This window comes from Paenibacillus sp. EKM301P (assembly GCF_011800295.1).
Taxonomy (GTDB): domain Bacteria; phylum Bacillota; class Bacilli; order Paenibacillales; family Paenibacillaceae; genus Paenibacillus; species Paenibacillus polymyxa.
On the sequence record NZ_JAALFM010000002.1, the window covers coordinates 358379 to 371410 of the forward strand.

A 13032-nucleotide genomic window follows, 5' to 3' on the forward strand; every position below is an offset into this window, starting at 1 on the left:
CTTTACGGATTCACTACAGACTGATGACGATCTATATCCAGATTGTTCATCTGTGGCCTGCCGACAGAATAGTATGCAAAGGCAGATTGTCTGATTTGTTCTTCGCTGTACACATTGCGCCCGTCAATCATAATGGGATACTTCATCAGCTCGTTCAGCTCACCCAGTCCGACCTCACCAAACTCCTCCCATTCCGTCAAGAGACATAATGCATCGCATCCTTCTGCTGCTTCTCGTGCGCTATCGGCCCACTTTATTTCCGAGCTGTCCAGTAATCGGCGGAAGTTAGCGGTAGCGATCGGGTCATATGCACGAATGTGTGCCCCTGCCTCCAGCAGCGACTGTATGATATCCAGCGCCGGGGCATCTCTTACGTCATCTGTATTTGGTTTAAAGGCCAGCCCCCATATGCCAATCGTAGCCCCTTCCAGCTCACCCAGTGCCTCTTTCAGCTTGCGAATCACGTTAAAACGTTGTCCCTGATTCACCTCTACCACGGATTTCAGCAGCTTAAATTCATAATCCACGTTGCCTGCAATTTGAATTAAAGCCTGCGTATCTTTGGGAAAACACGAACCACCATAGCCGATACCAGCAGACAAAAAGGAGGAACCGATCCGCTGATCCAGTCCCATACCGTGTGCCACGCGTGTAACGTCTGCACCCACCTTTTCACAAATATTCGCAATCTCATTAATGAACGAAATTTTGGTCGCCAAAAAAGCATTCGACGCATACTTAATCATCTCGGTCGAATGGATATCCGTGGTTAAAATATTCGTTGTCAGCGGCTCATGCAGAGTAGTTAGCACTGCGGATACATGCGGATCGGAAGCTCCAATGACGATTCGATCAGGCTGTAGGGTGTCCATGACCGCCGAGCCTTCTCGTAAAAATTCAGGAACCGAAGCGACACCAAAAGGATAGTTCGTGCGGCTAGCGATCCAATTTTGAATACGCTCGTTCGTTCCGACAGGCACCGTGCTTTTGGTAACTATGATCTTGTAGCCATTCATGGCAGCTGCCACCTCGCACGCTGCTTCTTCAATATAAGACAAGTTGGCTTCGCCGCTCGGCAATGAAGGCGTACCCACCGCCAAAATAACAATTTCAGCTGCCTGCACTGAAGCTGCGGTATCTGTTGTGAAGCTTAGCCGGCCCTGCTCGACATTATCTTTAATTAGAGCCTTTAAGCCTGGTTCATAAATCGGTACTCCGCCTGCACGCAGCTGACGAATTTTGTCTTCATTCTGATCGATACAGACGACGTTATTGCCAAGCGCGGCAAAACAGACCCCTGACACCAGTCCGACATACCCGGCACCTATAACACATAGTTTCAAACCAATTCCCCCTTTTACATGCTGTCTCATTTCACTGTACTTTTGCCCTGCTTCACTTCTCTACGCCTCTCCCTGTATGCCGATTATGATAGAGCGTGAGCCTTTTATTATGCCGATAGGATTTGAGAAAACGATAGATATACATTGGATTGTTATAGGCATACCTCTTCCATAAACGCTTTGGCTCACAGAGCAGACGGTACAGCCACTCCAGTCCCAACCTTTGTATCATTAGCGGCGGTCTGCGAACCTTGCCTGTAATATAGTCAAAGGCAGCCCCTACTCCAACCATCACGCCACGGATACGATCCTTGTTGCGATGCATCCAGATTTCCTGCTTCGGACAGCCCAGACTGACGAATATGAGATGCGCACCTGAAGCATTGATTTCCTCAATGATCCGCTTCTCCTCCTCTGGCTGAAGTTCACGAAATGGCGGTGAAAAGCTGCCCGCGATACGAATTCCAGGGTAATCCTGTCCTACCCTGTCTTTTAAGCTATCCAGCGTATCCGGCGTACTGCCGTAAAAATATACGCTCACCTCCGTTTGTGGCGCACGTTCGCACAACTTGAGCATCAAACTGGGACCATCTACTCGATCCTGACGCTCGAACCCGTACAGCTTGAGTGCCCATACCAGTGGCATACCGTCTGGAGTACACAAATCAGCCTGAGTGAGCGCTTCGTGGAACTCGGGATGATTCCCGGCCGTGACAATGGAGTGGGTGTTGCAAATACATACATAGCTGTCCTTTCGTCCGACTGCCCATTGTTCCAGCGTATGTACCGTCTCCTGAAACGTCAGTGCTGCAACATCTGTGCTCGCAATCCTTCCGACTCTATACTGGGGCAGCTGCTTCATCATCACATTCCTCCATGGCCTCGCTATATATCGCCAGCAGTTGCTTCACATTCACTTCTTCCGTATAGTGTGCTGCATAGTTTTCCGCCACCTTCTGTCTCATAGCTGCATAGTTCTCATAGGCTACTGCACGGCGAATCACGGTCTTTATATTTTCCAGATCATCATGTTGAAAATGGAAGCCCGTCACTCCGTCCTCCACGATTTCCTCCAATGCGCCGATTCGGCTGCACAATACCGGCGTTCCCACGGAATAGGACTCTACAATCGTCATCGGAAAACCTTCATACCAAATGGAAGGCACCATCACATACATGGCTCGGCTCATACAATCCAGCACCGTGTCTCCATCCTGCTTGCCGAGAAACCGAATGTCTTCCTGCGAATAAGCAGCAGCCAGTTCAGCCTTTTGCGGACCATCGCCAATGATGACCAGTCTCAATCCACCTCGATCTTCCAGCTGTGACCAGGCTTGCAACAGATTGCGAACCCCTTTTTCAGCTGAAATCCGGCCCACGAACAACAAATAACGATCATTGGGGTCATACTTGGCTTTGACTGTTTGATGATGGATAAAATTCGGTTTTACTGCGATGCGATCCAGCGGAATGCCACTTTCGGCAAATTTGTCCCGTGCAAACTCCGTCAGCGCAATATAGCGACTTACCTTGTGCAGCCATGTGCCGATCAGCTCGTTGAACTTAATCATCGCCGCCACCGGAATCGTCTGCAGCTGTGAGCCTCGGTAACATCCATGACGGATGGAGTGCAGCAGCGTGCCGTGCAGGCATTTTTCACAAACTTCATTCCCTCGCATAAAGGTTGCCGCCGGACAAATCAGCCTGTAATTATGCAGTGTCTGGACAACCGGAACCCCCAGCCGTTCACAGGCATGATAGACCGATGGGGATATGACCGGGAAAAAATTATGCACATGTACCACATCCGGTTTCACCCGCAAAAGCAGCTCTTTGATCCTTTTGAATTCTGGGAAGGACCAGGCTGCCTCTACCGCCAGCTTTGCCATGTTGGCCAATCCTTTGCTTTGAATGCTGTCGTTATGCACATAGTAATGCTCCGTCTCTATTCCTCTGGAACGCAGCATAGCCGATTCCTGCTCGACAACCTTGTCTTCTCCCCCACTTTGCTGATAATAGTTATGGATGATCAGTACTTTGCTTACAGGCGGGGTCATTCGTCTGCTAACCTGTTGACTCACGTGGCCGCCCCACTTTCCTGTGTTGATTGCATAGCGTGATTGGAGCTTATGGGTTTGATCCGCTGCTGGCTTATGATTTCATCCGCAATCCGATCCCACGACATACGCTCGAGCGTAAGAAACGCTTGCTCGGCCAGACTTCGTCTAAGCCCAGCATCATCCAGCAATGTGCCTATACGACCAGCCCATTCCTCCTCCGAAAAGCTTCTCAGCATCACTCCGCTCACTCCGTCCTCAATCAAGGTAACCGAGCCACCGTTCACCGAAGAAATAATCGGGACACGGAACAGCATGCTTTCCAGCAGCACCATGCCAAAAATATCGTATTGGGTCGGAAACAGCATCACATCCGCTGCTCCGTAAATCTGCCACAGATGACGTTGCTCCACTCTTGGAAAATGTATAATACTATCCGTCAACCCCAGTTGCTCAGCATAAGCCCAATAACGATCCGTATCTATCTTTCGTCCATCCCCAACCATTAACAAAAGGCAGCCGGGATGCTTTTGGAGTACTCTTTTGAACGTATTCAGCATAAAACGTATATTTCTCCGTTCCTCCAGCACACCGACATACAGCAACACCGGGCGATTACCGATCCGACGCAGTTCATTCGCAACCTCACGGTTTTCCTCACGCTCTCCGCTTTGGTCGTCACTGTTGAATCCTTTCTCTACATTGCTGCGGTCCAGTCCGACCCCAATCGTTATCACGTTGTCAAAGCCTTTATTCTCCAGATAGCGCTTGGCAAGATCGGATTTGACATAGGTTCGGCGTAGAGACTTTGTCACCTTAGGCAGCAGCATAACATCGTACAGTTTGCGGATCAGCGCATGCGTATTATCCCGGTATGGACCGTGATACAGCGCCAGCTTATCGGGACATTTGCGGGAAAGCAGGTAGGTCATGATCTGGTTGTATTCTGTAGTAATAACCAGATCATAAGCTGCCAGAAAAGAATCTTTGAGAACATCTCTGTAGATGCTGTTGCTTAAAAACTTGAAACCGTGCAGCCAGATAATGCGCAAGGTGCAGCCTGCGTGACGATAGACTTGTTCCAGATGGGTCTCCTTACGATCGTTGTAGTAAACAATATCGCAATCGTAGCCTTTACGGACGAGCGCTTTGCCCAAGCCGACTTCCTGCAAATTGTATGAGGCTCCATTCACCTTGCTGGCAAAGTTGCGAAGATACAATATTTTTGGAATCATCATCAGTACTCCTGCCATTTCATATTGGGTGAGTTATGGCACGCGGGGGTTAGAGTCCGCTACGCGGATGGATCATTCTTCCGATCGCTGTTATCCCCGGATTTCATCTGATTTATATAAACCCTTTAAAGGGTAAAATCCGGGGATAAAGGCGAACGCTATCGCTTCTTCAGAACGATTCCATCCACTCCGCTGCTGACCGCCGTTTCCATAAAGTCACCCCATCTTAAAAAAGGGAATGCTGGGCATGAAGTGCCATCGCTGCGGATAAACGTGTGCGAATGCATGCAGGGCGTTGACTTCGTCAAACAGCTTGTAAGCTTGGCACGTTATGGCACGCTCACAAGCAAGCATGGCTATACTACTGCTAGGCTGACCAAGATGCCCTAACTAGACTTGATTGTTGCTTGCTGTGAGTACTATTCATCAAGCTCTCTCACCTTGAGAGAGGACTATAAAGAGCATTAATACACCGGCACACATGCCCGGCGTGAAGTTCGCGGCGATAGGGCGAAGCTATTGCCAGGCGGCTCTTACCCTCCCCCACCTTATAGGCTGGGGGAAAATCTTTTTTGGCGACGGTGGGTAGCGGAGGGTAAGGATTTGAATCTGGAGAATCGTCAGCGTTCGCCTCAAAGCTTTCCGAAGGAAAGCTCGCTTCGAAAGCATATTCCCCGTGGGATTCCGCTCTCTATAGGGCTTTATTCAACCTAAGGAATCCCTCGTCAACAGCGATCGGAAGATCAAATCCTTCCCGTAGCGGCCTTTCCCCTCCAACTTGAATGTTCCCCCTGCCGTTGTCTTTCCTCCATCATCTGCATATTAAAATGGTCTGCCCCTTTAAGCTGGGCCGCTGCCATATCCGCCACCAAGCTCACGCTCGATTCCATCGGTACAAAGCGATATTTGTAGGCTGTAAGCCGATGATCCGTTTCGTGAAATAAAATGTCCTGGGCATAATTGCCCCATCGGTCCTTAGGCATCAAATCAATCGTCATACCTGCATGTGCAGAAGGCAGCAGCATATTGGAGCCATGAATACCAATGACTAATCGGCTGGCTGCGTATACCTCGCATACCCGCTTTTCACTATCCCGATCGAAGCGTGAGACGCGCTCGTCAGCAATCCATGCTGGGAAGCTTCCCGTGCGCCCAAGTCCCGCAACTGTAAAGCAATGATCAGGGAAGCTTTCTCTCAGTCTGCGGAACAGTCCAATGATTTTGCTGCGTTGATGATAAATTAGCGGTTTTAGGCCACGTTTGAGTTGTGGAAATTTTTGCACTGCTCTGGCAATATGATGGCTGCCGCTCCACAAGCGGTCTTCCCTCCATACAAAGGTAATGCGTGGGTCCGACTCACGTTCCTCGTCATAACGAGTGACACCTGTAAATTGCTCAATTTCAAACTGGCTGGGATGTGAATATGCCGGGCTGACATACACCTCATCAAAACGTATCAATTCCTCAATCATCCGATGATGTAGCAGAGGATAAAAGTTTCGCGCCTTGTTGAACGGGACATCGACCGTCCAAATTTCAGACACATATGCCGGCACCATCCACTCCAGCGATTTTTGCACAATAACGATGATCCCCATTTCCGGTGATTGCTCGTATTCGCGCTGAACATTCAGCAGCTTGAGCAACGCATGACCATATAAATAATCTATAGTGTTGATGATGATCACCCGCGAAGAAGCTTTCATTTTATGCACGGTCATACCAACTGCCAAATCATAGGATGGATTCATCAACGATTGCCGCAGAGGCTCTCCGAGCCATTTTCTTGACTTCGCATTACCGGTCAGGATATAGTCAGGCATTTCTACACGATAAGGTGAATACGTCGCATGACCAACCCTCATGTCCTCGAGATATTCACGTCCGCAACCCTCACACTTAGTACTGACACATACGTGGATTCCCTGCCACAGCACCTCTCCAGCACGTAACGTGTCTCCACAATGCGGGCACTGTTCCTCATGCCGAACAAATGGTTTAATCGGTATCATGATTGTTCTCTCCAACTTTCGGTACTGTAATATGAACATGCCAGAAGGTCAGGATTGACTTCATCATCCAACCCAAATTGGCTTTGACTTCCTTAAACAACAAATCCAATAGAAATACAGATATCGTAAAGGACAAAATCGTCGCCACTAAGGACCCTCGGACACCAAGCCATGGGATCAGCGCGTAATTGAAAGCTATATTCGTAACCGCACCTATTATCGAGGTCAGCAGCGTGTATTTGAACAAATTTTCATTGGTGATAAACAAGCTTTTGGCGACACTAAAGTTGGTGAAAAATAGACGAATCGCAAACAGTGACAACAGCGAGCCTGCTTCAGCAAACTCTCTCCCATACAGCACAACGACTACCCATTGGGATAGAAAAAATAAGGGGACTGAGGTCACAAGAAAGCATATAAACATCAGCCGATACACGTTAGACAACGTCCGTCTGTATTCGTCGCTTCCTTTCTGCTTGGAACGCGTCACCACCGGGGCATAAGCTGTCGTTAGCACGACCGGGATAAAGCCCAACACCTCGATGAGTCGGAGTGCAACGGAGTATTGCCCGACAGCCTCGTTTCCCAACAATTCTCCGATAATGACCTGATCAATTCGTGCCTGTACATATACAGCAGAGGAGGACAAAATAAGCGGCCAGCTGTGATCCATGATTCGCCGAGCAGTTGCGATGCGGAACGTCCACTTGTTCACACGCCGCCCTTCCTTATGGAAGAAATACAGCAGTAGCAGGCTTCCCAGCAGAAACTCTCCATGAGCACACAACGCCACTGCCCAAACTGGAATACCGGACAATAATAGAATGATTTTGACGGTGGAACCGAGGACAAAGGCGGTATTCTTGGCAACAACCGTATATTTGGACAACATCTGCGCACGGAACCAGTAGTCGATAATATCAAACAACTGAAATACCGAGGCCGTAGCCAGGATCAGATTGATTAGCCGTACTGAACTGTCTTCCGGTCTGAGCAGTGAAATAAAGGAATAAGACAGTACAATCGCTACCAGAGTACCTAACAACTTCAACAGAACTGCCGTACCCAATAGCTCGTGCTCATCCTTGGGATGTTTGACAAGATCGCGTACTAATATAGAATCAAAGCCAAGGGTCGTGAAAATCAGGAACATCCCGAAAAAGGATTCCGCATAATTCCATTTTCCCAGTTCCTCTGGTCCCAACACTCTCGCCATGATGATACTGACTGCCAGCCCGAACACCATGCGAATCATTTTGTCACCGAACAGCCAGGAGGTATTCACCAGCAAGCTTCTGCGCGGTTTGGCACGTTTCTTGACTAATGTCATAGGTTCTACTCCATCTTGAAAAATGACCTCAAACATTGCTTTATGATCTGTCATACAGCTGAAATCATGTACAACGAAGAGACCCCCCGGCCAGGCGGGCGGCCTCTCCACCTCTTACACGACGACAGAAGCTTCAACTGCAGCCTGTCTTTTTACACGCTCCAAGTCTGCATCCACCATCATACGAACGAGCTGGTCGAAGCCGACTTCCAATCGCCAGCCCAGCTTTTCTTTCGCCTTGGCACAATCGCCAAGCAATAGATCTACCTCTGCCGGTCGAACAAATTGCGGATCAATCACCACATAATCCTCGTAATTTAAACCTACATGAGAAAAAGCAATTTGCAGCAGTTCACGCACAGAATGCATTTCTCCTGTAGAAATCACGTAATCATCTGGTCGATCCTGCTGAAGCATCAGCCACATCGCCTTTACATAATCCCCTGCAAAACCCCAGTCTCGCAGTGAATCCAAATTCCCCATGCGCAGCTCCTGCTGCAATCCCAGCTTGATACGAGCTACTGCATCCGACACTTTGCGTGTTACAAACTCCAGCCCTCGGCGAGGTGATTCGTGATTGAACAAAATACCGGAGCAAGCAAACATATCAAAGCTTTCGCGGTAGTTGACTGTAATCCAATGGCCGTACACCTTGGCTACACCATAAGGACTACGTGGGTAAAATGGGGTCGTTTCTGTCTGCGGCGTCTCCAGTACCTTACCGAACATCTCGCTGCTTGAAGCCTGATAAAAGCGTGCATCCGGCTTAGCAATTCGAACCGCCTCCAGCATATTGGTAACAGATAATGCTGTGATTTGCCCTGTAGCCAAGGGCTGCGGCCATGAGGCCGCTACAAAGGATTGAGCAGCCAAGTTATAGACCTCATCCGGGTCGGACTGACGGACGGCTTCGATCAGCGAAGCCAGATCGGTCATATCACCGGAAAGCCAGTGAATGTCATTCTGGATATGCGCTACATTTTCAAAGTTCGGCGTGCTGGTTCGTCTGCGCACCCCGTACACCTCATAATCCTTGGACAGCAGCAACTCAGCCAGATAAGACCCGTCTTGTCCGGTAATCCCAGTGATCAGCGCTTTTTTCATTCCAATTCCCCCACCGTTATTTATTGTTCAACCAGATCCAGACCTTGAAACGCCTGGTATACAGACCTTAATCCTTCTTCTAGTGAAATACGCGCCGACCAGCCCAGCCCGGAAATCCGGGATACATCTACCAACTTACGCGGCGTTCCGTCAGGAACGGATGTATTAAAAGTAATTTCGCCCTCATAGCCGACTACATTCTTGACTCGTTCAGCCAGCTCACGGATGGAAATATCCTCACCCACACCGATATTTACAATCTCATTTCCCTCATAGTTATTCATCAGAAATAGACAAGCATCAGCCAAATCATCCGAATGAAGAAATTCTCGCCGAGGCGTACCGGAGCCCCATACTTCTACAGTCGGAGATTGATTCAGCTTTGCCTCATGAAACTTGCGGATCAGCGCAGGCAGCACATGAGAGGTTTGGAGATCAAAATTGTCGCCCGGACCATATAAATTCGTAGGCATCACCGAAATAAAACGGGTTCCATACTGACGGTTGTAGGACTGACACATTGTAATCCCGGCAATTTTAGCAACCGCATAGGCCTCATTGGTAGGCTCAAGCTCACCTGTAAGCAGATATTCTTCTCGCAACGGCTGTGGAGCAAATTTGGGATAGATGCAGGTAGAGCCTAGAAATAACAGCTTGCTTACATTCTTCCGGTATGCCGCATCAATCACATTTGTTTGTATAAGCAGATTGTCACGGATAAAATCGGCCGGATATTCGTTATTGGCCAAAATCCCGCCCACCTTGGCTGCTGCCAGAAATACATAATCCACAGGTTCTGTATCAAAAAAATGATCTACGGCCTCTTTATTGCGCAGATCCAGCTCACGGCTTGTGCGAGTAATAATATGACGATATCCCGCTTTCTGAAGCGCTCGGACAATAGCGGAACCCACCAGTCCATTGTGCCCTGCCACATAAATGTTGGAATGAAGCTCCATCCTTCTCTCCTACCCCTCTTTATTAAAATTGACTTTAATAAGCATCCTTGGAGCCCAGCAGCACACGAAATGTTTTCAGCATGATGATCATATCCGTGCGGAAACTCCGTCTAGATATGTACTCCAAATCCAGTTCTACCATCTGGTCAAAGCTTAGATGATTGCGACCGCTGATCTGCCATAATCCGGTGCAGCCCGGTGTAACCGTCAGACGCAGCTTATCCCTCATGGTGTAATCATGGACTTCTCTTGGCAATGGGGGTCTGGGTCCTACAAGGCTCATATGCCCACGTAGTACATTGAAGAGTTGCGGTAGTTCGTCGATGCTCGTTCTGCGAAGAAAGCGACCCACACGGGTAATTCGGGGATCGTCCCGCATTTTGAACATCGCACCCTCAATTTCATTTTCCACCAGCAATGCAGACAATCTGGCTTCGGCATCAGACACCATGGAACGAAATTTGATCATGCGAAACGGTCGCTCATGTTTACCAATACGTATTTGATAAAATAATGCACTTCCTTTGGGGTCCTCCAGCTTGATCAACAAAATGACGAGCAGAAATACCGGGCACAGTACGATGATTCCAATAAAAGACAGTATAATGTCCATACTTCGCTTCACGAACGGATATACGCTCCATCCTTGTCGTCGTTCAAGCCCATGAGCGACCGAATATACATCTACTGACGCGCCCAGCACTTTGGCCTCGTTCGAGCGGGAAGAAGACACGTCTCATCACCTCACTCCTTATTGATAAATATTATTTATTCATTGTTAAAAGAATTTTATATACTTTTATTTTCCCCGATTTTTCATGTCAGATTGCGTTCCTCCATACCACGCTCGGCGCGGCGCTTCACGTTATTGAGCACTACACCCAGAATGCGCGCCTTAACTCTTTCTAAATTTGCCTTCGCCTTCTTAACGACATCCTTTTTGACTTTCCCTGCCTGTACTACCAAAATGACACCATCACACATGGCACTTACAATGAGGCCATCCGGAAAAGGCAGCAGGGGTGGCGTATCCATCAGAATCACGTCATAATGTTCTTTTAGCTCAACTAGTAGAGCCTTCATTCTACGGGAACTGAGCATCTCGGACGGATTGGGTGGATTCGGTCCAGCTGTGATTGCATGCAGATGATCAATCCCGGTTTCCTGAACCACATCCTGCCATGTCTGTTGATTGGCAAGTACCCGTGTCAGCCCTGTATGATTGCGCAAACCAAACATATGATGCAAGGAGGACCGACGCAGATCCATATCCATAACCAGCACCTTTTTTCCCTCTTGCGCATAGGTTACAGCCAAATTGCTAATCGTGACTGTTCTGCCTTCACCCGCCTGAGCGGACGCCACCATCATCACCTCAATCGGCTCGTCTATAGAGGAAAACTGGATGTTAGTGCGAAGCATGCGGTACTCCTCCGACACGGAAGACTGAGCATGCAAGGATGTAACGAGCTGATTATTGATTAATCGCGGCATATTGTCCCTCACCTACCTGTTTAGGAGTTGTAGTAGAGCTGTCAGAGCGTCTATCTTCTTTTTTCATTTTTGTAATCAGGGATAGGGTAGGCAGACCGAGTTCTTTTTCAATATCCTCCTCATTTTTAAATGTATCATCCAATACCTCCAGCAAAAACGCCAAGCCTATGCCCAGTAATAAAGAAATGGTAAAAGCAATAAAAATTTGTATAGCGGGATTATTGTTCACGGGAACTGCTGGGTCATTCAGACTGGCTTCGCTTAGGATGGTGACATTGTCCATTTTCATGATAGAGGGGATTTGCCGTTTGAATACTTTGGCTACCGCATTGACGGTTTTCACAGCCTTCGTATACGATAAATCGCGGACTGTAACATCCATGACCTGTGAATCACCTGCGGTGTTTACTCTTAATTTTTGCGCCAAAACTGACGGAGTAACCTTAAGATCGGGGAAGCTGGCGACCACCTGATCCATAATCGCCGAGGAGATCATAATTTGCTTATAGGAGTTCGTTAGAGCTATATTGGTTTGCACCACACTGTAATCGACGACACCTGCACGGTCCGGTCGTGGCGTCTGATTAATAATGAGCTTGGCGGTAGCTTCATAAACCTGCGGGGTAAAATATACATTTTTTATGCCTACTACAGTACACACCAGCAGTACAATGCTACCAATCAACCACATTCTTTTGCGGATCAAACGGATGTACTCTTTCAACTGCACAAGACCAGTCCTCCCTGCTTGACTTGTTTTCGATGAATAACGCTTGTACTGATCCTCTGCATGACGGGGAAAAGAACGATGCATGACCCTCTAATCTATAGTAAAATGTTGTATAATAGCGCATAGAAGGTCTAGCCAGCGAATAAGCACACAATGCTCAATCATCGTTGGCCTCTTAAGGGTATATAAATGAAGATATAAGTGAAAACTATGAAATAAGGATACGTTATGTAACCTACATAATTAATTTATGATACAAATTGTATCTTGTCAAGCGCAAAATTGCTTTTCTTACCTTTCTTAACCTTGCCTTCAGGAGGAAAAACAGATGAATTATGGAACCCGCATCGCTGAATTACGAGAACATAAGGGATTAAAACAAGAGGAATTAGCGCAATCCCTCGGAATTACGCGGGCGGCTCTTTCTCACTATGAAAAAAATAGACGCAAGCCAGACTTTGAGACCTTGACCAAGCTCGCTGATATTTTCGAGGTAACCATCGATTATTTGGTGGGACGTACGAGCCACCCGACAGCCATATTGGATTCAGATGTGAGGGAATTTGTGGATCAGCTTGAACTGTCAGACGAGGATATCCTGCAACGTTTTAACCTGACGATTGACGGACGCACCTTGTCTGAGGAAGAAGCCAAACGTTTTATCGCGTTTGTTCGAATGGAACGAATGATGGAATAAAGAAAGCGCCGCTGCTTGATGTTTGGCTTAAGTAGGACCAGCAACTGAAAATTACACGCGCTTGTCCTTCT

At 48.0% G+C, this 13032-nt stretch carries 12 protein-coding genes; 1 reads left to right on the plus strand and 11 read right to left on the minus strand.

The features are described from left to right. Positions 1-2: 2 nt before the first annotated feature. The 11 genes from HFD99_RS07145 to HFD99_RS07195 form a co-directional block, all read right to left on the minus strand. Positions 3-1343: a UDP-glucose dehydrogenase family protein gene (locus HFD99_RS07145; protein WP_151255762.1), complete on the minus strand. Its 1341-nt coding sequence runs from the start codon at positions 1341-1343 to the stop codon at positions 3-5. 52 nt (positions 1344-1395) lie between these two features. Then, positions 1396-2208, minus strand: a complete 813-nt coding sequence (locus tag HFD99_RS07150) for a WecB/TagA/CpsF family glycosyltransferase (protein WP_019686417.1) — start codon at positions 2206-2208, stop codon at positions 1396-1398. Continuing rightward, positions 2183-3424: a glycosyltransferase family 4 protein gene (locus HFD99_RS07155; RefSeq protein WP_123796887.1), complete on the minus strand. Its 1242-nt coding sequence runs from the start codon at positions 3422-3424 to the stop codon at positions 2183-2185. Before HFD99_RS07155 ends, HFD99_RS07150 begins: the two co-directional genes overlap by 26 nt. Next, positions 3421-4635, minus strand: coding sequence for a glycosyltransferase family 4 protein (locus HFD99_RS07160; RefSeq protein WP_025364266.1), 1215 nt, complete (start codon positions 4633-4635; stop codon positions 3421-3423). The genes HFD99_RS07155 and HFD99_RS07160 overlap by 4 nt, the downstream gene beginning before the upstream one ends. 743 nt (positions 4636-5378) lie before the next feature. Next, on the minus strand, positions 5379-6647 hold the full coding sequence (locus tag HFD99_RS07165; RefSeq protein ID WP_123796886.1) for a zf-TFIIB domain-containing protein: 1269 nt from the start codon (positions 6645-6647) through the stop codon (positions 5379-5381). After that, positions 6634-7977 carry a flippase gene (locus HFD99_RS07170; protein ID WP_123796885.1) on the minus strand — a complete coding sequence of 448 codons (1344 nt, stop codon included), beginning with the start codon at positions 7975-7977 and terminating at the stop codon, positions 6634-6636. Before HFD99_RS07170 ends, HFD99_RS07165 begins: the two co-directional genes overlap by 14 nt. Positions 7978-8091: 114 nt before the next feature. Continuing rightward, positions 8092-9081, minus strand: coding sequence for a GDP-mannose 4,6-dehydratase (gmd, locus tag HFD99_RS07175; RefSeq protein ID WP_025364263.1), 990 nt, complete (start codon positions 9079-9081; stop codon positions 8092-8094). Positions 9082-9101: 20 nt separating this feature from the next. Then, positions 9102-10040: a GDP-L-fucose synthase family protein gene (locus HFD99_RS07180; RefSeq protein ID WP_064962383.1), complete on the minus strand. Its 939-nt coding sequence runs from the start codon at positions 10038-10040 to the stop codon at positions 9102-9104. Positions 10041-10074: 34 nt separating this feature from the next. Next, positions 10075-10773, minus strand: coding sequence for a sugar transferase (locus HFD99_RS07185; protein ID WP_016821241.1), 699 nt, complete (start codon positions 10771-10773; stop codon positions 10075-10077). Between the two features lie 83 nt (positions 10774-10856). After that, on the minus strand, positions 10857-11534 hold the full coding sequence (locus HFD99_RS07190) for a CpsD/CapB family tyrosine-protein kinase (RefSeq protein ID WP_016821242.1): 678 nt from the start codon (positions 11532-11534) through the stop codon (positions 10857-10859). Next, the gene (locus HFD99_RS07195; RefSeq protein WP_123796884.1) at positions 11515-12264 is read right to left on the minus strand and encodes a YveK family protein; all 750 of its coding nucleotides are present in this window, start codon (positions 12262-12264) and stop codon (positions 11515-11517) included. The genes HFD99_RS07190 and HFD99_RS07195 overlap by 20 nt, the downstream gene beginning before the upstream one ends. Positions 12265-12592: 328 nt before the next feature. On the opposite strand from HFD99_RS07195, the gene HFD99_RS07200 reads away from it, so the two are divergent. Beyond that, positions 12593-12961, plus strand: coding sequence for a helix-turn-helix domain-containing protein (locus HFD99_RS07200; protein WP_016821244.1), 369 nt, complete (start codon positions 12593-12595; stop codon positions 12959-12961). Positions 12962-13032: the final 71 nt, after the last annotated feature.

Bases quoted from the DNA above. Each gene is read 5' to 3' on its own strand.
- HFD99_RS07160 (WP_025364266.1), bottom strand. From the start codon at position 4,635: ATGATTCCAAAAATATTGTATCTTCGCAACTTTGCCAGCAAGGTGAAT.
- HFD99_RS07200 (WP_016821244.1), top strand. From the start codon at position 12,593: ATGAATTATGGAACCCGCATCGCTGAATTACGAGAACATAAGGGATTA.
- HFD99_RS07150 (WP_019686417.1), bottom strand. From the start codon at position 2,208: ATGATGAAGCAGCTGCCCCAGTATAGAGTCGGAAGGATTGCGAGCACA.
- HFD99_RS07165 (WP_123796886.1), bottom strand. From the start codon at position 6,647: ATGATACCGATTAAACCATTTGTTCGGCATGAGGAACAGTGCCCGCAT.
- HFD99_RS07190 (WP_016821242.1), bottom strand. From the start codon at position 11,534: ATGCCGCGATTAATCAATAATCAGCTCGTTACATCCTTGCATGCTCAG.
- gmd (WP_025364263.1), bottom strand. From the start codon at position 9,081: ATGAAAAAAGCGCTGATCACTGGGATTACCGGACAAGACGGGTCTTAT.
- HFD99_RS07170 (WP_123796885.1), bottom strand. From the start codon at position 7,977: ATGACATTAGTCAAGAAACGTGCCAAACCGCGCAGAAGCTTGCTGGTG.
- HFD99_RS07180 (WP_064962383.1), bottom strand. From the start codon at position 10,040: ATGGAGCTTCATTCCAACATTTATGTGGCAGGGCACAATGGACTGGTG.